Source organism: Eisenbergiella porci (assembly GCF_009696275.1).
Taxonomy (GTDB): Bacteria; Bacillota; Clostridia; order Lachnospirales; family Lachnospiraceae; genus Eisenbergiella; species Eisenbergiella porci.
The window spans coordinates 1-21,851 of sequence record NZ_VUMI01000039.1; the positions used below are offsets into that span (position 1 = coordinate 1).

General features: G+C 48.9%; 17 protein-coding genes and 1 riboswitch. Of the genes, 4 read left to right on the forward strand and 13 right to left on the reverse strand.

The genetic code is table 11. From position 1 onward, the window contains the following. Positions 1-352 precede the first annotated feature (352 nt). From gtfA to FYJ45_RS20080, 11 genes are all read right to left on the reverse strand, one after another. Entirely contained in the window at positions 353-1,801 is a 1,449-nt protein-coding gene (gtfA, locus tag FYJ45_RS20030; RefSeq protein WP_154466961.1) for a sucrose phosphorylase, read from the reverse strand. Between the two features lie 21 nt (positions 1,802-1,822). Beyond that, the gene (locus FYJ45_RS20035; RefSeq protein WP_154466962.1) at positions 1,823-2,812 is read right to left on the reverse strand and encodes a LacI family DNA-binding transcriptional regulator; all 990 of its coding nucleotides are present in this window, start codon (positions 2,810-2,812) and stop codon (positions 1,823-1,825) included. Positions 2,813-2,945: 133 nt separating this feature from the next. Further along, positions 2,946-3,464 carry an alpha-amylase family glycosyl hydrolase gene (locus FYJ45_RS20040; protein ID WP_154466963.1) on the reverse strand — a complete coding sequence of 173 codons (519 nt, stop codon included), beginning with the start codon at positions 3,462-3,464 and terminating at the stop codon, positions 2,946-2,948. 117 nt (positions 3,465-3,581) lie between these two features. Next, positions 3,582-4,442 carry a carbohydrate ABC transporter permease gene (locus FYJ45_RS20045; protein ID WP_021638197.1) on the reverse strand — a complete coding sequence of 287 codons (861 nt, stop codon included), beginning with the start codon at positions 4,440-4,442 and terminating at the stop codon, positions 3,582-3,584. Further along, on the reverse strand, positions 4,442-5,326 hold the full coding sequence (locus tag FYJ45_RS20050; RefSeq protein ID WP_021638196.1) for a carbohydrate ABC transporter permease: 885 nt from the start codon (positions 5,324-5,326) through the stop codon (positions 4,442-4,444). Before FYJ45_RS20050 ends, FYJ45_RS20045 begins: the two co-directional genes overlap by 1 nt. 180 nt (positions 5,327-5,506) lie before the next feature. Next, positions 5,507-6,859, reverse strand: a complete 1,353-nt coding sequence (locus FYJ45_RS20055) for an ABC transporter substrate-binding protein (RefSeq protein WP_154466964.1) — start codon at positions 6,857-6,859, stop codon at positions 5,507-5,509. Between the two features lie 662 nt (positions 6,860-7,521). Then, on the reverse strand, positions 7,522-8,505 hold the full coding sequence (locus tag FYJ45_RS20060) for a LacI family DNA-binding transcriptional regulator (protein ID WP_154466965.1): 984 nt from the start codon (positions 8,503-8,505) through the stop codon (positions 7,522-7,524). A gap of 985 nt (positions 8,506-9,490) precedes the next feature. Beyond that, on the reverse strand, positions 9,491-9,868 hold the full coding sequence (locus tag FYJ45_RS20065) for a DUF3783 domain-containing protein (RefSeq protein ID WP_025488793.1): 378 nt from the start codon (positions 9,866-9,868) through the stop codon (positions 9,491-9,493). Positions 9,869-9,961: 93 nt separating this feature from the next. Then, positions 9,962-11,374 carry an aldehyde dehydrogenase gene (locus FYJ45_RS20070; protein WP_268890960.1) on the reverse strand — a complete coding sequence of 471 codons (1,413 nt, stop codon included), beginning with the start codon at positions 11,372-11,374 and terminating at the stop codon, positions 9,962-9,964. Positions 11,375-11,398: 24 nt separating this feature from the next. After that, positions 11,399-12,814, reverse strand: coding sequence for a MocR-like pyridoxine biosynthesis transcription factor PdxR (gene pdxR / locus FYJ45_RS20075; protein ID WP_154466967.1), 1,416 nt, complete (start codon positions 12,812-12,814; stop codon positions 11,399-11,401). A 74-nt stretch (positions 12,815-12,888) separates the two neighbouring features. Further along, on the reverse strand, positions 12,889-14,571 hold the full coding sequence (locus tag FYJ45_RS20080) for a glutamine--tRNA ligase/YqeY domain fusion protein (RefSeq protein ID WP_330588771.1): 1,683 nt from the start codon (positions 14,569-14,571) through the stop codon (positions 12,889-12,891). Positions 14,572-15,072: 501 nt separating this feature from the next. On the opposite strand from FYJ45_RS20080, the gene FYJ45_RS20085 reads away from it, so the two are divergent. The 3 genes from FYJ45_RS20085 to FYJ45_RS20095 all read left to right on the forward strand — a co-directional run bounded on the left by FYJ45_RS20085 (position 15,073) and on the right by FYJ45_RS20095 (position 17,932). Then, complete coding sequence (locus FYJ45_RS20085) at positions 15,073-16,077, forward strand: DUF975 family protein (protein ID WP_102287797.1); 1,005 nt, start codon at positions 15,073-15,075, stop codon at positions 16,075-16,077. Positions 16,078-16,205: 128 nt separating this feature from the next. Beyond that, on the forward strand, positions 16,206-16,778 hold the full coding sequence (locus tag FYJ45_RS20090; protein WP_154466968.1) for a hypothetical protein: 573 nt from the start codon (positions 16,206-16,208) through the stop codon (positions 16,776-16,778). 308 nt (positions 16,779-17,086) lie between these two features. Further along, the gene (locus FYJ45_RS20095) at positions 17,087-17,932 is read left to right on the forward strand and encodes an Rpn family recombination-promoting nuclease/putative transposase (RefSeq protein ID WP_154466969.1); all 846 of its coding nucleotides are present in this window, start codon (positions 17,087-17,089) and stop codon (positions 17,930-17,932) included. Positions 17,933-18,085: 153 nt separating this feature from the next. Here FYJ45_RS20095 and FYJ45_RS20100 read toward each other — a convergent pair whose 3' ends face one another. Beyond that, a complete protein-coding gene (locus tag FYJ45_RS20100) occupies positions 18,086-19,264 on the reverse strand; it encodes a phosphoribosylaminoimidazolecarboxamide formyltransferase (RefSeq protein WP_021638171.1) in 1,179 nt (392 codons plus the stop codon). Positions 19,265-19,279: 15 nt separating this feature from the next. Further along, positions 19,280-19,993: an IMP cyclohydrolase gene (locus FYJ45_RS20105; protein WP_154466970.1), complete on the reverse strand. Its 714-nt coding sequence runs from the start codon at positions 19,991-19,993 to the stop codon at positions 19,280-19,282. A 125-nt stretch (positions 19,994-20,118) separates the two neighbouring features. Further along, positions 20,119-20,197: riboswitch (ZMP/ZTP riboswitch) on the reverse strand. Between the two features lie 167 nt (positions 20,198-20,364). Here FYJ45_RS20105 and FYJ45_RS20110 point away from each other — a divergent pair. Then, positions 20,365-21,795 carry a hypothetical protein gene (locus tag FYJ45_RS20110; protein WP_154466971.1) on the forward strand — a complete coding sequence of 477 codons (1,431 nt, stop codon included), beginning with the start codon at positions 20,365-20,367 and terminating at the stop codon, positions 21,793-21,795. Positions 21,796-21,851 lie beyond the last annotated feature (56 nt).

Sequence of the window (21,851 nt, forward strand, 5' to 3'; positions counted from 1 at the left end):
GTTCAGCCCTTGTCACGATAAATTTTCTCCTTTGCGAAAAACTTTTTTTTATTTTATCATGCATCGGCTAAATCTTCAGTGCTTATCAGTAATTTTTGTGCGAGAAATTTTCGCCTTTCAGAGCTGCTCCTGTTTTTCCCACCTTTACCATTCCCCTGTCATACTCCCACATCAGAAAGGTCACCGTTCCCGGAAGAACTTCCCATGCCCCCCATGAAAACCTCATGAAAACCACAAAAAAACAGCAGCGCCACAGCCCAAAATTTCCGGCTGCAGTCACCGCTGCTTCCTGTTTTATACACATTCAATATAAACAATTGCTGATAACAACCAGTCACTCCCGGCAAAAGCCTTATTTATCCAGGACCTGCCTCTCACCTCCGGGCTGAGTGGTGTATATCGTAAACTTCTTCTCCGCGAAGTCCGCCTCCAGCTCCGCCGTATAGCCGTTGCTTTCTCTCACAATGATAAGTTTTCCGTCCTCGCATTCCTTCATGGCAAAGCTTCCGTCAAACGCCGGGAAGGAATTCCTGAATTCCATCAGCCGGATCAGCTTCTCCACAACAGGACGCTTCACCTCTTCGGCAATTTCCTCTTCCGTGTAATAATGACGGTTAATATTTCTTCCCACCTTGGTTTCTTCCAGAAGCTGCAGATCGTTCTTTCCCGCCATCAGGCCCACATAATATACCTGCGGAATGCCGGGTGCAAAGAACTGGACCGCCCTTGCCAGGAGATATGCGTCATCATCATCGCCCAGCGCAGAATAATAGGTACAGTTTACCTGATAAATATCCAGATTATTGTAAGCGGCGGTATTGTAGATTTTCTTCACATTCGCGCCGTATTTGAAAATATCCTCCTTTGTCCGGTTGATTTCCTCATCCGGAAGCAGATCCTTCACATCCACAACGCCGATTCCGTCATGGGTATCCAGGGTGGTGAACTGCTTTCTGGGGCAGATTTCCAGCCAGTGCTTCAGATACCTTGTCTGTCCGTAGTACAGCGCATTGATAAGCAGCATGGGAAGCGCAAAATCATACACATAATAGCCCTTATCCTCTATTTTCTTCTGCATCGTGTAATGCTCATGGATCTCCGGAAGGATTTCCACCTGATAAGGCTTCAGGATTTCCGTGCACTCATCCAGCAGCTCCCAGATTTCAGGCTCAATGAAAAAGCAGCTGGTTCCCGCCTTCTTGGTTGCATAGGCAAAGGCATCCAGGCGGATCATGGCAGCGCCGTGCCTGCACATCCCCACAAGATTGTCCCTGATAAATTTCTTCGAGGTTTCCGACTTGCAGTTGATATCGATCTGCTCCTCATCAAAGGTACACCAAACCTTTTCCGTCGTCCCATCCGCAAAATGTGCGTCCACATAAGGCGCTCGCGGTTTTCTTTTATAAATCACATCCACCTGCTCCTGCGTGGGCTCGCCGCCTTCCCAGAAATCCTTATAGCGGATGAACAGATCCTTATATTCCGATTCCTCCTTTTTTGCAATAAAATCCTTATAATACTCACTCTGCGCTGAAATATGGTTAATCATATAGTCAAACATCAGATAATATTTGTCCGCCAGCCGTTCCACATCCTCCCAGCCGCCGAAGGCCGGATCCACTTTGGTATAATCCATGGGCGCAAAGCCCCTGTCCCCTGAAGAGGGAAAAAAGGGAAGAATATGGACGCCGCCCACTGCATCCCTGAAATATTCGGAAAGTATTTTCTCCAGATCCTTCAGATTATGCCCCATGGAATCGGAGTACGTTATCAACATGACTTTATTTTCTAATTTTTTCATTTTACTGCCGCCTTTCAAACTTTATCTTGTAGTTCCGCCCTCCACAAAAGTAACGGGCAGAATAATCCGCCTTTCCACAGGCTTTTTCTCAATCAGCTTGATGAGCGTGTCCACACAGATCACCGCCATTTCCTTTACCGGCTGCGCGATGCTGGACACCGGGTAATCCCCCACGTTCAGGATACGGAGCCCGTCATAGCCTATGATCTGTACGTCTTCCGGCACACGAATCCCCATCGCAGTCAGCTGCTTCTCTACCACAATGGCATGTACGTCAGAGCTGGTAAAAATACCGTCATACAGGAAGCTTCCGCCCTTTACGCACTGCTCCAGGAAGCTGTTAATTTTATTCATTTGCTGCTTGGACAGCGTGGTTTCCTCCCCGAAATCCATCCGGGTAGCCTCCACGCCTCCCTGCTCACAGGTATCCACAAACGCTTTCCCTCTCTTCAGGGTTTCCCCCTCCACATTGGAACCGTTTCTGATGTAAATTACATTTTTGCAGCCTGTATCTATAAACTTCTGAGCAGCCAGGCGGCCGCCCATTTCATTATCGCTGGACACACAGCATATCTGATGCTTGAAATGTCTGTCTATGGAAACCAGAGGCATATCCGCCTCCAGATATTCATCCGTATTGCTGTAGGTAACGGCAATCAGGCCGTCTACCTTGTTCTGTTTTGCCATATTGATATAGGCAAGCTCCCTGTCCTCATTACAATGGGAATTGCATACCAGCAGCTTATAGCCGACCGCCGCCAGCACCTGCTCCACATAGTTCACCAGCAGGGCAAAAAATGGGTTGATTAAATCCGGAACAATAATCGCCGCCGTAAATGTCTGCTGGGCCTTCAGGCCCCTGGCATAGGTATTTACCTGATAGCCCAGCCTGTGTATGGATTCCTCCACTCTCCGCCGGTTGTCAGCCTTGACATACATATTATTCAATACCTTTGATACTGTTCCCACCGATACGCCGGCATCCGCCGCTACATCCTTAATCGTTACCATTCTTACCTACCTCCCAGTGAATATCCGTCCGTTTTTTCAGGGACCGTTAATTCATTAACCTCCCTCCAAAATTCGACACTCTTCCTGTCATCATGATACCTTGTCCTCACTGTAATGGCAATCAGAAACTTTCTTAAATCAGTATCTTTTTCATCCAGCAGGCGCTGACGGCAGCCGCCTTCACTTTCCCGCTTTCCATTACCGGAAGCCCTCCGCAGGAATAAATAACCTCCCAGGAGCCCTCGCAGGGAACCTGGCATTTCTGCTCCTTTCCCGACGGATTAATGATAACAAGCACCTTTTCCTCTGCCGAGCTTCTTTCAAAAACAAGCGGATACGTATGATCTCCGGCATACAGAAATTCAATTTTTCCGTCCCCCTGCAGGGCGCTGTGGGCCTGTCGCACAGAAATCAGTTTTTTTACCGTATTGTACAAAGAACCCGTTTTCTCCATCTGGGAAGCCGCATCGGGCCTGTCATTTCCCGGATCCAGAGGGATATAAAGAGCCTCAGCAGGCGCGCTGGAAAATCCTGCGTTGGTGGATTTATCCCACTGCATCGGGCTTCTGCTCCCGGTTCTCTCATAGCCGCCCTCCACAGAAACCAGATCCTCCACATACTGGTCAGTATACTCGTTTTTTTCCGCCTCCATGGATTCCAGGAACTAGGGATGATCACTGCCGTATGCCCCGGCATAAAGGGCTTACCCACACCGCAGTCCTCCGGGACAGCGGGTGAAGAACCGGGAAAAAGCCCTTTCCGTAAAAAATCAGGATTTTACCGCACCGGCAACCACGCCTGCGATAATGTACTTCTGCAGGAACAGGTAAAGGATGATTACCGGAATGACAACCATAATTAGGGACGCCATAATCAGTCCCAAATCTGAAGAATAAGTGCCATAGAACATCTGTGTTGCGATGGGCAGTGTATACAGCTCCTTCTTCGTCAAAATCAGGGAAGGAAGAAGGAAGTCATTCCACAGGGCCATGGCATACAGGATAACCAGCGTCGCCGTGGTAGGCTTAAGCAGCGGCAGTACTACCCGGAAAAAGGTCTGATGCCTGGAGCAGCCGTCAAGCCGCGCCGCTTCCTCCAGCGACAAAGGGATACTGCTCTTGATGAAGCCGTGGTACATGAATACAGACATGGCCGTGGAAAATCCCACATGCATAAGAATCAGCGTCAGTCTGTGGTTCAGCAGGTGCAGCTGTCCGCCGTAAATGGAAACCAGCGGAATCATGATTACCTGGAACGGAATTACCATGGAAGCAATCATCAGGGAAAAGAAAATTTTATTCAGCTTGTAATCAGTACGCACGAAAATGTATGCGCACATGGAAGAAACAATGATTATCAAAAGAACGCTGATGCCCGTGATGCACAGGGAGTTCATAAACGTCCTGGGGAAATTCATTTTCGTAAAGGCCTGCAGATAGTTGGTAACGGATGCGCCGTTCGTTCCAATCAGGGCAAGAGGTTCCTTGATAATATCTCTTTTTGTCTTAAAGGAGTTGATTACCACCATAACAAAAGGGAACATGTAGATGATAAAGCATGCCAGCAATACGATCATCTTTAATACCAAAGAGACTTTTTTCTTAATAAATCCTTTTGTATTCAGATCCATTATGCTTCTACCTCCTTACTCTTACCGATGAATGCCTGCGTAACTGCGATAATTGCAATTACAAGGAACAGGATTAGGGCTTCCGCCTGGCCAAGGCCGTATTTCTTGGATGAGAACGCCATATTGTAAACGTACATGGCCGCCAGGGTTGTGGAACCGTAAGGGCCGCCTTCCGTCAGGGATATGTTCACATCGTAGGTTACAAATGCCCTCGTAATTGCAAGGAAGAAACAGATGGTAAAGGTTCCTGCCATCATGGGGAGGGTGATATAACGCGTGGTTTTCTTTTCATCACAGCCGTCGATCTTGGCCGCTTCCTTCAGGTCATCGGATACGCCCATAAGGCCTGCGATATAAATCAGCATCAGATAACCGGACAGCTGCCACACTGTTACGATAATCAATGCCCAGAAGGCCTTGATCGGGTCGGACAGCCAGGAGGTGGAAAACAGGCTGAAGCCTGTGGCATCGCCGATTACAAGAATCGCCTGCTTGAATACGAACTGCCAGATATAACCAAGTACGATACCGCCAATCAGGTTAGGGGTAAAAAATGCCGCCCGGAAGAAATTACTTCCTTTTATTTTGCTCGTCACCAGATATGCCAGGCCAAAGGCCACCACATTGGCGAGGATTACGGCAACAAAGGCATACAGGATGGTCCTTCCCAGGGAAACCCAAAAGCTTCCATCCTGAAACAGCGCCACATAATTTTCCAGCCCTACGAAGGGAATGCTGCTGGAAATACCGTCCCAGCCCGTGAAGGTCAGATAAAGACCAAACAGGAAGGGGACAATGACTACTGCTGAAAACAATATTACAGCAGGACCCGCAAAGCTGAGAAACATCATCGCTTTGTAATGGAACTTATTCTGATTCTGCATTGAATCGCTCCTCTCTTCTCTATGGGAGAACCCGGAGCGCGTCTGAAAACTACAGGAGCCGGTGTGATGCCCTGCCCACAATCCGCTGTTAATAATTTTCAGACACGCCCCGGAAAAAAGGGCCGGACCCTTTCAGATCCGGCCCTTCGTTTTCAGCCATATTTCAAAAAATATACCTATTTACTGTGCCTTCCAGTATGCCGCAATGTTGTCTGCAAGCTGGTCCCTGCTTTCCTGGCCGCCCAGGTATTTCTGCATCTCGGCGCCCATTTCTTTCCAGTGGTCTCCAGGATATTCCGGATATCCGGGAATCAGGTTGCCTTCATTTGCATAGCTCTGTACGGAACATCCCATGGGATTCGTTACTTCCATGGTGATATTAGAGAATGCGGGAACAAGGCTGCACTGGTTTACAAGGAAATCCTGTCCTTTTTCATCATATACAAGCCAGTTCAGGAAATCCTTTGCTGCCTGCTGCTGTGCTTCGCTGTTGTACTTGGTATCAATCATGCAGTACTTGCTTGCGCCGCCGGCCAGCTTGTCAACTGCACCGTTGGAGCTGTCAGGCTGTGCTACGGGCATAATTCCGTATTCGCTTCCTTCTACCGCAAAGTCTGACATTTCAGCCCATGCCCAGTTTCCGTTGAACCAGAATGCAATGTCGCCTTCTGCCAGGGAAACAGCGTTGTTGTTGTAATCAGCTGCCAGAGGATCCGCGCCGTTCATATTGTATTTCATTAAAACATCAAAGGTATCCATGAGGGAGTTCCATCTTGCATTGGTCTTCAAATCTTCAGTACCTGCCTTCAGGCCGTCAAGGAATGCTGTTGCGCCTTCCAGGGTGCCGTCCTGTTCCTCATATACCTGTGTCAGATAATGTCCGCCCAGTGACCAGTCTTCCATATTCAGGGCAACCGGTGTTTCCATGCCGCCGGCAACCAGCTTGTCAAGCAGTGCGGTAAAGTCATCCAGGGATTTCACAGCCGTAGGGTCAAAGGCCTCTCCCGTAGCCGCTTCAATTGCTGTCTTGTTATACATAAGGCCGCGGGCTTCAATACAGAAGGGGAAGCCAATCAGCCTGCCGTTGTAATTGCATCCGTAATCGGAGCCGCCGTCCTTGGCCCAGTCTTCGCCTGACAGGTCCAGCGCATATTCATCCAGCATAATGATATCCTGAATGTCTCCCATGAAGATGGTCGGTACTTCGCCGGAAGCATATCTCTTGGTAATATCCTGGGAAGGTGAATCGCCGACGGTTACGGAAACCTCTACATCCACGCCTGTCAGCTCTTTATATTCCTGTGCCAGCTCCTCCCACTGTGTCTGAATCTCGCTCTTGGTATTCAGAATGGTAATCTTCACACCGTCCGTGGATGTATTCGTGGAAGCTGCCGCGCTTCCTTCCTCCACAGCTGCTGCACTGTCTCCCGCTGTTGTGCTCTCACCTGTGGATGAGCTGCTCCCGCCGCATCCTGCAAGCACTGTTGCCACCATGGCAACTGAAAGAATTGCACTGAGTAATTTCTTCTTCATCTTCTTACTCCTCCTTGAAATTGGATAGCAGATATCTCTTCTGCTTACTGATTACAATTATGTCACATTTACTCTGTAATAATTGTCTGTATGAACTTGAATCGATTCATATCGTGCTTTAACAATACCACCCTGCAATATAATTGTCAATAACTTATTTTATTTTTTGTATATAAATGATATTTCTATAAATTCATCCTCATAAAGCACTTCTATAATTGTGCATATTGAAAATATAAAACGATTCATAAATTATTATTTTACATTTTTGCACCATTTTGTGAATCGATTCACTTATTGTTGATATTTTACGCGCCTGCAATGGAAGCATTAAGCCTGTAAAATCACCGTTTATTCCTTCCCCGGCAGTCGCATTCCCTCTTCGTTAGGCTCGTCATCTGCCAGATAAAATAAGTATCCGGCAGTAATTTTTTTACTTTTGAAATCAATTGTGGAAAAAAAGTGAACTTTACATACAAGTGAAACAGAGACAGATGTGACAGATTTTTACCCAATAAAAAATACGCCGGCTTATACTGCTTCCTGTAAAAACAGGCACGAAAGTATAACCGGCTATATCATATTATCATATAACAGTCCGCAACAGATTACATCATGAATTTTTGCCATACGTCTTTGCCGTACATCAGTCCGGCAATGTATCAGGTGGTCTCCCTGCGTATCAGAGTAACCGGAAGGGTTGTACGGCTTGGCACCAGTTCATTGCGGTTTGCCCGGATAAGCATATCCACCGCAAGCTGTGCCATTTCGTCCACAGGCTGCCGGATCGTGGTAATGCTCGGTGTGGTCATGGAAGCGAGGCCGCAGTCATCAAAGCCCACCACCTTCACCTGCTCCGGAATTCGGATCCCCTTTTTGCCGCAGATCTGTATGACCTGCGCGGCAATAACGTCACTACCTGCAAAAATACCGTCAATCTCCGGATGAGCCTCCAGTACCTTTTCTATATAGCTGTGATAATCCAGGGAAGCATATAACCCGGCATCCTTTTCCCGTCCCGGATCCAGAAACTCCAGGCCCTCGCGCAGACAAACCTCCATGAAGCCCAGCGCTCTGTCATCGGCGGGCATATTTTCCTCATTTTCACCGCCCAGATATACCACTTTCCTGCAGCCGCGCTCCAAAAGGTGTTTAGCCGCCAGACGGCCGCCCTGGCGGTTATCACATTCCACCGCAGCCGTCCCGCTCTCAAGAAACCGTTCCACCGTAACCAGCGGCACGCCCAGTCCTTCAAAACACTGCGTTTCCACCCTGCCGCTGCACAGAATAATTCCTGCCACACGGCTGCCCTTACACATTTCCAGGTATCTGTCCTCTTTTTCGTCCCTCTCTCCTGAATTAAAAAGAAGAAGCTTATAGCCGCTTTTGTAAGCCGCCGTTTCCAGACTGCTCAGAAGTCTGGCAAAATAAGGATGATCAATGTGAGGCACAATCACACCGATTGTATTTGTCGTCTGTTTGGAAAGGGATCTTGCAAGCTCATTGGGCTGATAATTCAGCCTCTTCATCGCTTCATAAACCCTTTCCCTCGCATCTGCGCTGATATAGCCGCGATTATTCAATACTCTGGAAACCGTGCTTACAGTCAGCCCGGTTTCCTTCGCCACATCCTTCAGTGTTGCCATACTCTCCTCCGGTCAGCCGCTTTCAAATGCCGCTTTTTCAATCCTTTACCTGAATTTTTATTTATTATACGTAATTGTTCAGTATCCCTCACAGTTACTGCTAAAATCCATTCTAAATCGCCTTTGGCGATGGATTTCAGCGCTCCTGAAGCACTTTCTTACAGTTATAATGTCGTCTACAGCATTATTACATCATAATGAAGGAACGGCGCAATCTTCTGTTCCAAATGCAGACTGTTGCCATAAAAGGCTGCCGCAAAGCAAATCCCAGGCTGCATCTCCAAAAAAACGCACTTTTTCCTCACATAGTTTTCTATAACAAAAAAACCGTATGGGTCATCGCTGGCCCATCCGGATTAGGAAAAAGAAGGGGGGTTAGGGACGTTCCTCCGGGGGGAATCCTTTGGAGCGCCCCTTATTTCTATGGTAACGATATCTTCCGGGTTGAAAGATATCGGGAGGGGGCTGTTTACAGCAAGACAATTTATTTATAAAGGGGGGGGTTCACCGCCGTCAAACAACTGTCCAAACACAAAGAAAAGGGAGGGGGAAAAAGTGTTCTATGGAGCTGTTCTGGGGAGACAGCGGTGTTTTTATTGGGGTATGTCTTACTGTGCTTAGATAATAACACGGTTTTTTTTCTATGTCAATCGGTTGTCATAAGAATCGTTGTTTTCCACAAGTGTTTCCTTTTTCAGATTCAGTTTTTGTTAATTTTTTAACCCTCTTTTTTTCACCACTTGTGCCGTTTTCCGCACTTTGTCATGTTTCTTTCTGGAATCAGCGCCGAATTTGTCCGATTTTTCTCCGGCATGTTCTTATAACAAGCGGTTGACATCCCTTATTTACATAAAATTTATCTGTATTTTTGCAGGTCCAGCCGCTCATATTGCTTTATTGGCGCACAATATAACAGCAGCCCGGCAGGCTGCTGTTATATAAAGGCTTCCTTATATTGGAGGAAACTCCGATCTCATTCAAATGCTCAGCGCTTCCCATGCATCTGGGCATGTTCCTTTTTCAGTTCTTCGAACAGCTGCAGGGAACTCCAGACCTGATTGGTTTCCGTAAGGACAGCCTTCAGGCCTACCCCAGCCAGCCCGTTCTGACGGAAGGCGTCCAGCGCCTTATCGATATCGTCTCCGATGAATCCCGCAAAAACCACCATTTCCTGCTCCAGCTGGGGGCCTTCATATACTTTTCCCAGCGGAAGGATTCCCGGTAATCCGGCAAGATAGCCCAACGGATATCCGTATTCTTCCTTTTTTACTTCACGAATCCGAAACGGCAGCTTTTCCAGGGCTTTATGCGCCTGTGCCAGCCGGATTCCTTCAAAATGATACAGCAGAACCATTTTCTCCATATTCGCTCCCATCTGCGTGCCGGGCACGCGCTTCCTTCACTGCAGCGGGCGGAACTGTAATGTTTTGTGCTTCACAGCTGCCGCCCTGTCAGATTATTTTAAAAATTTCCGCATCAGCTTATCCTTCGTTTTCGTATATGGCATATAGCGAACAGGCAAATCCATCCAGGTGGATTTATTCACAACGGACTTTTCATGGCTGAAGGTTTCGAAGCTCTTTTTCCCATGATAGGAGCCCATGCCGCTCGCTCCCACGCCGCCGAAGCCCATACGGGAAGTGGCAAGATGGATGATGGTATCGTTGATGCAGCCGCCGCCGAAGGAAAGACTGCCCGTAATCCGATCTGCCGTCTCCCTGCTGTTTGTAAACAGGTACAGCGCAAGCGGTTTGGGCCTGTCCGTCACGAACCGCTCCACCTCGCTGATATCCCGGAACGTCATTACCGGCAGCACAGGCCCGAAAATTTCCTCCTGCATCACCGGCGCATCCGGGCTTACATCCTTTAAAACCGTAGGCGCGATCTGTAAAGTTTCCCGTTTCCCGCAGCCGCCGGTGACAATCGTCTCGCCCTGCACAAGCCCCAATACCCGATCATAATGCTTTTCATTGATCATTTTGGGATATTCAGGGTTGCTGAAGGGCTGTTTCCCGATCATTTTATCAATCCATTTCACCAGATAACCGATGAACTCCTCCTTCACCGATTCATGGACAAAGCAGTAATCCGGGGCTACGCAGGTCTGTCCGCTGTTTAAAAACTTGCCGAACACAATCCGTTTTGCCGCCAGGGAAAGCTTTGCATCCCGATCCACAATACAGGGGCTTTTTCCTCCCAGCTCCAGCGTGACAGGAGTCAGGTGGGCTGCGGCCTTTTCCATCACCAGGTGTCCCACCGCCACGCTTCCGGTAAAGAAAATATAGTCAAACTTCTGTTCCAGGAGCCGGGCGTTTTCCTGCCTGCCGCCCTCCACCACCGCCACATAATCCTCCTGGAAGGTCTCGCCGATAATTCTTTTGAGAATGGCAGAGGTTGCCGGCGCATAGGCCGAGGGCTTAATAATACAGCAGTTACCTGCCGCAATGGCTCCCGCCGCAGGCTCCAGGGACAGCATAAAGGGATAATTCCAGGGAGACATGACAAGCGCCGCGCCGTAAGGCTCCTGCACCACATAGCTTTTGGCATGAAACTGCGCCAGCGGCGTGCGCACCCGTCTGGTTTTGCTCCACGCAGCAGTGTTCTTTATGAGAAAGCGAAGCTCGCTCAGGGATAACCCTACTTCCGTCATGTAGCCCTCAAAGGCGGATTTGTGCAGATCCGCATACAGCGCCTCATTGATTTCCTTCTCATATTTCACGATGGAATTCTCCAGCTTCTGCAGGGCCGCTATACGGAAGGCCACGTCCTTCGTACGCCCTGTCCGGAAAAAATCCCTTTGTCTTTGCACCAGTTCTTCTATTTCCATACCCTTGCTCCTTTCAGCAACTGCGACCGGCTCCCATAACAGTTCCGTCAACTGTGTTTCCCGTTCCTACAGCACTTCCCTAAGCCTGCCAATCCCTTCCCTGATCTCTTCTTTCTCCAATCCGGCATAACCGATTAATAACGTAGCCTCCTGCTCCAGGGAGGGGCCCAGCGACGCTTCATGCAGCCCGTACAGCCTGACTCTTTTCTCCTCCGCCCGCCGTAAAAGTGTTTCCTCCTCCACATGCTCCCTGGAGGTGAGCAGCACATGCAGGCCCGCATATTCCCCGGACAGACGGTATTTTTTCAGCAAAGGCTTCAGCTCCTCCAGGAGGATATCATGCTTTTCCTTATACAGCTTGCGCATTTTGTTCAAATGACGTTCGAACGCGCCGCTTCGTATGAATTCGTTAAGTATGGTCTGATCGATCCGGGACACCGTGGAGGAAAAAAAGCCGCACTCCCTTTCATACCGCTTCAGCAGCGCAGGCGGCAGCACCATAAAGCTTACGCGGATCGCCGGCGCTATGGACTTGGAAAATGTACCGATATAAATCACCTTTCCCGCCGTATCCGACGCCTGCAGGGACGGCACCGGCTTGCCCCGGTAACGGAATTCACTGTCGTAATCATCCTCAATCAGATACCTGTCCGACGCCCCCGCAGCCCATTTCAAAAGCTCCATCCGCCTGCCGATAGGCATCACCACGCCGGTGGGATATTGATGGGAGGGCATACAGTAGGCTACATTTGCTCCGGAAAGCGCCAGCTGCTTCACGGAAATCCCGTTTTCATCCACAGGGACGGTCACCACTCCGGATGCAAAGGACGAGAAAATACGATAGGCTCTCCGGTAGGAGGGATTTTCAAAGGCCACACAGATATCCCTGCCCAGAATGTATTGCAGAAGAAGCAGAAGATAATCGTTTCCCGCACCCACGATAATCTGCTCCGGGGATGCATTCACCCCTCTTGAGGAATGAAGATAACGGCAGATAGTCAGGCGGAAATCCTTGTCCCCCCTCGGCTCTCCCAGCGCAAACAGTTCCTTCCTGTCACCGCTTAGAATCTCTTTTGTTATTTTCCTCCATGTTCCGAAGGGAAAGGCGCTCATGTCAATGGCGTTGGGAGAAAAATCGTAATCAAAAGCCTTCTGCTGCTTTTGCTGCAGGTCGGGTTTGTCAGCGCCATCCCCCTTCTCCCGGGAAAGCTCCGACATCATCTGGTAAAGCTCCTCCACCCGGCACACATAATAGCCCCGGTAAGCGGAGGCTTCTATATACCCCTCCGAGAGCAGCTGCCCATAGGCAAGCTCCACCGTGCTGCGCGCCACCTGCAGATATTCCGCCAGGGAACGCGTGGAGGGAAGCTTCTCTCCTGCAAGAAGCTTCCCCTCCTTAATTTCATCTCTGATGTATTCGTAAATCTGTTCATACAGATGTCTGCTGCCGTCCTCCGTCAGCTGTATTGCCAAATCATTCATATTTTTACCTGCTGCATATCACAGGTCCTCCTGTGATACTGCATCACCCAGTAATTGGAAAGCGCCTTCCCGGCTTAGCCCTGTTTGGGCAGCTTGAAAGAGCTCTTCAGGGATACGATACGGTTGAACACCGGCGCACCCGGTTTGGAATCCTTATAGTCCGCACAGAAAAAGCCCTGCCTTACAAACTGAAAGCTCTCATAAGGAGCCGCCTCCTTCAGGGAAGGCTCCAGATAGCATTCCTTAACGATTAGAGAATTGGGATTCAGATTCAGGCTGCCGTCTTCATTATAAACGCCCTTCTCCTCATCAATGATATTCTCATACAGCCTCACCTCAGCCTTGAAGGCCTTATCTGCGCACACCCAGTGTATGGTTCCCTTCACCTTACGGGCATTGAAGCCGCTGCCGGATTTGGTTTCCGGATCGTAGGTACAGTGCACCACCGTCACATTGCCGTCTTCGTCCTTTTCAAAGCCCGTGCAGGTCACAAAATATGCGTTCATCAGGCGCACCTCATTGCCGGGGAACAGACGGAAATACTTCTTTGGCGGTTCTTCCATAAAATCGTCTCTTTCGATATACAGCTCTCTCCCGAAAGGAATCTCACGGCTTCCCAGTTCCTCATTTTCCAGGTTGTTGGGAGCCTCCAGCGTCTCAATCTGTCCTTCCGGATAATTGTCAATCACCAGCTTAATAGGATCCAGAACCGCCATGACTCTGGGCTTCTTCAGCTTCAAATCCTCCCTGATGCAGTACTCCAGCATAGCGTAATCCACGGAGGAGTTGCTCTTGGATACACCGCAAAGATCCACAAACATCTGGATGGACTCCGGCGTGAAGCCTCTTCTTCTCAGGGCAGCCACGGAAACAAGCCTTGGATCATCCCAGCCGTCCACAATGCCTTCCTCTACCAGCCTCTTGATATAACGTTTTCCCGTTACCACGTTGGTAAGGTACATTTTTGCAAATTCGATCTGCCTGGGGGGCTGCGGATATTCCAGTTCCCTCACCACCCAGTCATACAACGGCCTGTGATCCTCAAATTCCAGCGTACAAATGGAATGCGTAATCCCTTCAATCGCGTCCTCAATGGGATGGGCAAAATCATACATGGGATAAATGCACCATTTATCTCCCGTATTATGGTGGTTCATATGCGCCACACGGTAAATTACCGGATCACGCATGTTCATATTCGGGGATGTCATGTCGATTCTGGCGCGCAGCACCTTTTCCCCGTCGGCATACCTGCCGTTTTTCATATCTTCAAACAGCGTAAGATTTTCTTCCACGCTTCTTGCGCTGGCAGGATCCTCCTTGCCGGGTTCTGTCAGCGTACCTCTGTACTCCCTGATCTGCTCTGCGGAAAGATCGGATACATAAGCCTTTCCCTTTTTGATCAGCTTAACAGCAGCCTCATACATCTGGTCAAAATAATTGGAGGCAAAGAAAAGCCTGTCCTCCCAGTCTGCGCCCAGCCACTTCACATCTTCCTTAATAGATTCCACGAATTCCTGCTTTTCCTTGGTGGGATTCGTATCATCAAAACGGAGATTGAATTTTCCGCCGTATTCCTTTGCCAGACCGGAGTTTAAAAGGATGCTCTTGGCATGTCCGATATGCAGGTAGCCATTGGGCTCCGGCGGGAAACGGGTATGCACCGTATCATAGACACCCTCTGCCAGGTCCTTGTCAATCATCTGCTCAATAAAATTCTTGCTTATCTCACTGCTCATGCTCTTTTTCCCGCCCATACGGCCTTCACAGCTCCTGTAAGCCTGCGCTGCCTGTCTTTCCGGCGGGTACTCCCTCCTTGAACCATACTTTATTATAATCTGTAACTGCATTATCTCAGCGGCGGGTAAAAATGTAAAAATCCATGTCCCATCGCCTTCAACGGCGGATTTTTACCTTCCGGCGCTGCACTTTTTCATGATCTGCGCAGCCGATGCGCAGACCTGGTGAATAGCTGTTAAAAATTATCTTATCACAAGTATTCGGAATACGCAAAGAAAAAATACGGGAAAGCCCCGTTTTTATCAGGTTTCCAGTAACACTTCAGCGTCCGGGCCAGAGAGCGGGTTTCCGGAAATATTACCATAGTATTGTTCAACGTATTTTCTTTTCCGTTTCGCAGTTAATAACTTAATTATTGTAAAATTTTCATATCCTTTGTAGCGCATCCTCCGGCACAGTGCTATAATGATTTCATATTTTGAAAATCAAAATACATATCTTTTGAGGAGGAACTAAAAATGGATCGTGTACAACTCAAAATGGATGCCAAAGCTGCCATGCAGCAGGCCAATCCTCATCCTGTCCTTGTAACTCTGGTATATCTGGTAATCCTTACAGCAGTCAACTTTGTGGTTTCCATGATGTCCGGCTTTTCCTCGCTGTTTACGGTCCTGGTAACGGACCCGGATGCCGCAGCCGCTATTTCCCTGGGAATGCTCGTTCCTTCCCTGCTGCTGTCTCTGGCCGCGACCCTGGTTATCGGCTTTATACAGATGGGCTACACCGCCTATACGCTTCGCGTGGTGAACCGGCAGCCCGCAGGCATTAATGATTTATTTGCCTATGCCCGCTACTGCCTGAAAATCTGGGGACTGACCATCGTAATGGGCATTTTTGTAATGCTCTGGTCCCTGCTCTTCTGGTTCCCCGGCATCATTGCCTATTACCGCTATTCCCAGGCCTTTTACATACTTGCTGAAAATCCGGAAAAGGGAATCATGGACTGCATCAACGAAAGCAAGGCCATGATGTACGGACATAAAATGGATAAATTCGTATTGGATTTGTCCTTTATCCTCTGGTATCTTCTGGCAGGCGTTACCTGTGGAATCGCCGGAATCTACGTCACTCCTTATGTCGGAATTACCAATGCAGGCTTCTACAACAGCCTGAAATACGGCGGAAGCTATCAGCAAAACGGCTATGGCCCCAATTATGGAGCTTACCAGCAGGGCGGATTCCAGCAAAACGGTTATCAGCAGGGTCAGGGCGGCTACCAGCAGGGATATGGCCAGCAGGGCTTCGGTAATCCTTATCAGCAGGGCTATGATCCTAATTACCAGCAGAATGCCAACCCGCAGGGTTTTAATCCTAACTATCAGCAGAATGCCAATCCGCAGGGCTTTGACCCCAATTACCAGCAGAATGGTAACCCGCAGGGTTTTGATCCTAATTACCAGCAAAACAGTACTCCGCAGGATTATAATGCGGAAGCCGGTACTGATACAAATCAGCCTGTCTGATAAACAGCTACTTAAAAGGAATCCGCCGTCATGGGGATTCCTTTTCTTTATTAGTTTTTTTCCACAATCCAGTTCCGGATTACTTAAATAATCCACAATTCACTGCTTTTTACTGAAAGGAGGCAAGTTTGAAACATAAATTATATCACGCAATGATCGCCCTGTGCATTGGTATGCTTTTTGCCGCCTGTTCCGGAAGGCCTTTAGAACAGAAGGAGCCTGCCGTTTCTGCTGCCGAATCAACGGAGGCCTCCTTCTCTTGGGAAAGCCCTGTGGAATCCGAAACAGAGCAGCCGCTGCCCAACATGCTGTATGCCCGGGATAAGCTTTTTGTCTCCACCGGCAGAAAAGCCATATTAACCTGCGGTACTGCAGACGGCAATATCACTTCCGTCACAGCGCCAAACCAGGAGCTCTCCGAAAACGGACAGGCCAATTTCGGCAGCGTCGGTGCGGACTACGTTTCCGCAGCCGAACATGCAATGGCTGTGGAAATCGATGGAATCTACATTCTTTTCCTGACGCCGGGATGGACAGAATATCAGGGACAATATTTCAGCGAGGAGGAGCTGTCACCGGACACCCTCAAATGGCTGGATAACAACTACAACCTGTCTGAGGAGGAACAGCTGGCTATTTCCTATATTCCCGCTGAACTCATCCGTCAGGAGGAACCTCCCTTAGTAACTAAAACGAAATAAAATTAAAAGCAACCAATATAAAGGCCCCGGAAACCGCCAGTTCAGATAAACTGAACTGCTGTGTTCCGAAGGCCTTTTTTATCTAACTTTATTTATGAAATTTTTACTTTACTGTCTCTTGTTTTTTTACGCTGCCTGTGTTATTATTTTTTCATCTATAATTCTATTTTTATTCCGGCAGTTCTGCCGACAGTTCTCACTCATTTATTTTATTGGAAAGGGAGGGATGCCTTTGTACTGATTTATCTGATTTTCGTTTATATATTGCTATGTTTCCCATACCTGTGATAAAATAAAGGAGATAACAAATGACAGACAAAAAAAGCAAAATGGTTCCGCTCAGCGAACTGACGCTGCTGGATCGGTTTCTTTTCGATGAAGTTATGGAAAATGAACAGATACACCAGCTCATTCTTGAAATTATATTAGGAAAGGATATCGCCCTCCTGACCAGGGCCGAAACGGAAAAGGAACTGCGTACAAGCCCGCTTCTGCGTTCCATCCGCATGGATGTCTTTTCCATGGACGAAGAAGGATTCATCTACAATACGGAAGCTCAGAAGCAGCCCAGGCCTGACTTGCCCAAAAGAAGCCGTTACTACCAGGGTCTGCTGGATTCCTCGCTGCTGGAACCCGGTTCCGTACATTTCAATTTGCTGAATGATTCCTTCATTATCATCATAACGCCCTACGATGTTTTCGGACTGGGAAAATACCGCTATACCTTCCGCGCCAGATGCGACGAGAATACTTCCTGTATTCTTCCTGACGGCGCAACGCGGATTTTCCTTAACACCAAAGGAACTAACAGGGAGGAAGCCGGCGAGGAGCTGGCACAGTTCCTGGAATATGCGGAGAAAACGGACGACATTTCCGCTCTGAATTCGAACAATGAGAAAATCCTCAGAATTCATGAACACATCCGCATGCTCAAATCCAGCGAAGAGATGGGAGTGAAGTATATGCAGGCATGGGAAGAAAAATTGCAGGTACTGGAGGAAGGACGTTCTAAGGGCCTGGAGGAAGGCCTTGAAAAAGGAATTCAGCTTACAAAAAAAGTCCTGAAGCTTTCCGCGGAGGGCCGCAGCGAATCGGAAATTTCCGAACTCTGCGACATCTCTCCTGAACAGGTGCGCAGAATTCTGGACGCATAATTCCTGCTGTAAAAAATGGCAAAAAGAGGTGTTCTTCCGGCTGCCCGCCGGGAGAACACCTCTTTTACCATAACAGTTCAGTAACCAACTATTACCTCTAACTATAGCCGCACAGCCATACAACCGCACAGCCTCCTGTACGGCTTTATTTTATTAATGATGGAACAGCCTGATTCCTGTAAATACCATAGCCATGCCATATCTGTTGCAGGCATCGATAACCGCATCGTCACGAACGGAACCGCCGGGCTGAACGATATATTTTACGCCGCTTCTACGCGCGCGGTCGATGTTATCAAAGAAGGGGAAGAAGGCATCGGAGCCCAGTGTTACATTTTCCAGCTTCTCCAGCCATTCCTTTCTTTCTTCCCTGGTAAATACGGGAGGCTTTACCTTAAAGGTCTTTTCCCAGATGCCGTCTGCCAGTACATCCATATAATCATCGCTCATATAAACGTCAATGGCATTATCCCTGTCCGCGCGTCCCAGGCCGTCTGCAAACTGCAGGGAAAGCACCTGGGGAGACTGACGGAGGAACCAGTTATCAGCCTTGTTCCCTGCCAGGCGGGTGCAGTGGATTCTGGACTGCTGGCCTGCGCCGATGCCGATAGCCTGTCCGTCTTTTACGTAGCATACGGAATTGGACTGGGTATATTTCAGAGTAATGAGCGCAATCTTCATATCGATCAGCGCTTCCGCAGGAATTTCTTTGTTTTCCGTCACAATATGGGAAAGCAGCTCCTCATTGATATTCAGTTCGTTTCTTCCCTGTTCAAAGGTAATCCCATATACCTGCTTTCTTTCCAATGCAGCCGGCTGGTAGGAAGGATCGATCGAAATCACATTATAATTTCCTTTTTTCTTCTGCTTCAGGATTTCAAGCGCCTCATCCGTATAACCGGGAGCGATAACGCCGTCGGAAACCTCTCTTTTGATAAGCTTCGCCGTATCCGCATCACATACATCGGAAAGGGAAATAAAATCACCGAAGGAAGACATCCTGTCCGCTCCTCTTGCCCTGGCATAAGCACAGGCCAGCGGAGAAAGCTCACCCAGATCATCAACCCAGTAAATCCTGGCCAGAGTTTCGGAAAGAGGAAGGCCTACTGCCGCGCCTGCCGGAGACACATGCTTGAAAGATGTTGCAGCGGGAAGCCCGGTGGCCTCCTTTAATTCCTTTACCAGCTGCCAGCCGTTCAGGGCATCCAGGAAATTAATATAACCGGGTTTTCCATTAAGGACAGTGACCGGAAGCTCGCTTCCATCCTCCATATAAATGCGGGAAGGCTTCTGGTTCGGGTTGCAGCCATATTTTAACTGAATTTCATTCATCCCATCATTCTCCTGTTATTTATTCTTATTCACGATTCTTGTTTCATGGCTTCCGTTTTCGATATCAATATAGCGGACAAAAAGGGAAACCTTGTTTTCTTCATTCAGGCTGTTCCAGAGCATATCCGTAAATTCATCGATATCCCCTTTGATTTCCACAAGCTTAGGCTCGCCTTCGAAGCTGGGAAGCGGATTGCCGTCATGCATATAGGTATGGATGAAACGTCCCTTCCCCGGCGCAGGATTCTCGTAAGCATAGGTGAAACGGTTGCAGCTGTCAGCACATCCGTCATCACTCTTTAAAATGGACATGGCAAAATTATAATTGCCTTCTCCGATATGCATAATGCCTGAAATACGGGGGGTATAATTGGGGCCGTCCGGTTCGAATTCCCTGCTTCTTAAGGACTGCTCAAAGGTCATCTGCTTATCCATGCCTTCATAAATCGTATCTGTCTGATCCCCGTTGGTCACAATCGTCTTATTCCCCAGCACGCGGACAGGCGCATAAATGATCAGGCTGGGATCCTCCAGCTTGGAAGGGTCAAATGCCTGGGTACGTATCCCCTCTCCGTCCTCTGCAAAAATACGGTTTCTGCTGTTGGAGCTTCTGCCCATAATAAAATAAGCCGCTACCGCTTTTCTGCCGTCAGGTGTCCTTCCCAGAACAATACCTCTTCCGGGATAGGCGTTGCTCCTCAGTTCTTCTACCAGAGACAATAAATTCATCGCTTCCTCCATTCCGCCGCTTTACGGCTGCTTTTTACAGAATTCTTTCCGCCGGCCCAGGCCTGTCGGACGGCTTTTATTTCCATAGCCTCACGCGGAAATAAAAAACCGCCTGGTTACTCCTATAAGGGTACCCAGGCGGCCGGCTTTCTTCATACATACTCCCTGTGGTGCTCCACCAATCCGCCAGTCGTACGTACTACCTTAAATTTAATCGGGCGATAACGCCCTATATCGACAGTATATCCTATCCTTTTTCCCGTGACAAGTATTTTTGTGGAAATTAAGGCTGATTTCGATTATAATGATTTTAACCGGACAGTTCCGGCAATAACCATACATCGATTATAAGAAGATTACAGGAGCACTCTATGACAAAAATGCGCCGTTTCTATACTAATGAACTTTTTCATGAATTTCTCTTTTTTTCACTTGCGCTGATCTGTATGCTGATCTTTGCCTTTATCCAGCCCTTCGGGGAAGGGCCGGATGAAATCAACCGTTTCCGGGTTGTCCGTTTCATCTATGAGAACGGCAGGCTACCCAAAGGCGATAATCCGGCGGTGCTCATTCCGGGCTACGGCGGTTCATATGCCTTTCAGCCAATGCTTACCTACATATTGGATGGATACCTGCTGCGCGCTGTCCGTGTATTTACGGAACGCTTTGACGTGCTGCTTGTTACAGCCCGTTTGATAAACGTAGCTTTCGGCATGGCCGCGGCCTTTTTCACCCGCCGCCTGTCCAGGCTGCTCTTTCCTGAAAAAATGACGCAGTGGCTGTTTTCCTGCCTGGTGGTTTTTCTCCCCCAGAGCATTTTTCTGCATACCTATATCAACACGGATTCCTGCGCCCTGTTCTCCGTTATCCTTATGTTCGCCGCTGTGCTGGAGGGAATGAAAAACGGCTTTACACGTTCCACCTGCATCCAGACTGCCGTAGGAGTCATACTGTGCGCGCTTTCCTACTACAACGCCTACGGCGCCGTTCTTGTTACCGTGGTTTTATTTATCAGCTGCTTTATCAGCAAGGTATCCGCCCGGACCATCACCTCCGACGGAACCGCCTCTCCCGTAGACAGCTACCACCTGGAATGGAGGCCTTTGCTGCAGGCGGGCCTGTTTATCACCGCTATTTTCCTCGTGGGAGCCGGCTGGTGGTTTATCCGCAATGCAATTCTCTATCATGGCGATTTTCTCGGCATGGAGGCCAGAAATCTCTGCGTGGCGGCCACCTGCACTCCCGAATTCCACCCGGCGCTGCGCCAGACTTACCAAAATCAGGGCATCGGCGTCTTCACCATGATATTCGGAACCGACTATTTTACCCTGTTGGTCAGAAGCTTTGTGGCCATGTTCGGTCCCATGAACCTGCCTACTCACTACTACATTTATGAAACCTACTACCGCATTTTCATCCTGGGCCTGATCTCATGTATGCTTCCTATCGGCCACTCGTTTTACCTTACCTGGCAGGAACAGAAACGCCGCTGGTTCTTCAACGGCTGTATGCTCCTCGCCTGCATTATCCCCATATTCCTCTGCATTTACTACTCCTACACCTGGGATTTCCAGCCCCAGGGAAGATACCTCATGCCCATGCTTCCCGCCTTCATGTTCTTCGTAACCCTGGGCATCCGCAAGCTTGCCTTCCTCCTCCAGGAGCTGGCAGACAGGCTTAAGCTGCGCACCCTTGCCGAAAAACTCCCTGCCATCCTCACCGCCTGCATCATCTTCTTTACCGCAGCCGCCCTCCTCTACTCCGTCCTGCGCGTCGTAGTCCCTCACTACCTCGCAGGCTGACCGTCCGGAACAGGCACGGCGCCGCCGAAGGCCGGAAGGATGTGCAGCGCGGGCTT

Bases quoted from the DNA above. Each gene is read 5' to 3' on its own strand.
- gtfA (WP_154466961.1), bottom strand. From the start codon at position 1,801: ATGAAAAAATTAGAAAATAAAGTCATGTTGATAACGTACTCCGATTCC.
- FYJ45_RS20035 (WP_154466962.1), bottom strand. From the start codon at position 2,812: ATGGTAACGATTAAGGATGTAGCGGCGGATGCCGGCGTATCGGTGGGA.
- FYJ45_RS20040 (WP_154466963.1), bottom strand. From the start codon at position 3,464: ATGGAGGCGGAAAAAAACGAGTATACTGACCAGTATGTGGAGGATCTG.
- FYJ45_RS20045 (WP_021638197.1), bottom strand. From the start codon at position 4,442: ATGGATCTGAATACAAAAGGATTTATTAAGAAAAAAGTCTCTTTGGTA.
- FYJ45_RS20050 (WP_021638196.1), bottom strand. From the start codon at position 5,326: ATGCAGAATCAGAATAAGTTCCATTACAAAGCGATGATGTTTCTCAGC.
- FYJ45_RS20055 (WP_154466964.1), bottom strand. From the start codon at position 6,859: ATGAAGAAGAAATTACTCAGTGCAATTCTTTCAGTTGCCATGGTGGCA.
- FYJ45_RS20060 (WP_154466965.1), bottom strand. From the start codon at position 8,505: ATGGCAACACTGAAGGATGTGGCGAAGGAAACCGGGCTGACTGTAAGC.
- FYJ45_RS20065 (WP_025488793.1), bottom strand. From the start codon at position 9,868: ATGGAGAAAATGGTTCTGCTGTATCATTTTGAAGGAATCCGGCTGGCA.
- pdxR (WP_154466967.1), bottom strand. From the start codon at position 12,814: ATGAATGATTTGGCAATACAGCTGACGGAGGACGGCAGCAGACATCTG.
- FYJ45_RS20080 (WP_330588771.1), bottom strand. From the start codon at position 14,571: ATGGGCGGGAAAAAGAGCATGAGCAGTGAGATAAGCAAGAATTTTATT.
- FYJ45_RS20085 (WP_102287797.1), top strand. From the start codon at position 15,073: ATGGATCGTGTACAACTCAAAATGGATGCCAAAGCTGCCATGCAGCAG.
- FYJ45_RS20095 (WP_154466969.1), top strand. From the start codon at position 17,087: ATGACAGACAAAAAAAGCAAAATGGTTCCGCTCAGCGAACTGACGCTG.
- FYJ45_RS20100 (WP_021638171.1), bottom strand. From the start codon at position 19,264: ATGAATGAAATTCAGTTAAAATATGGCTGCAACCCGAACCAGAAGCCT.
- FYJ45_RS20105 (WP_154466970.1), bottom strand. From the start codon at position 19,993: ATGAATTTATTGTCTCTGGTAGAAGAACTGAGGAGCAACGCCTATCCC.
- FYJ45_RS20110 (WP_154466971.1), top strand. From the start codon at position 20,365: ATGACAAAAATGCGCCGTTTCTATACTAATGAACTTTTTCATGAATTT.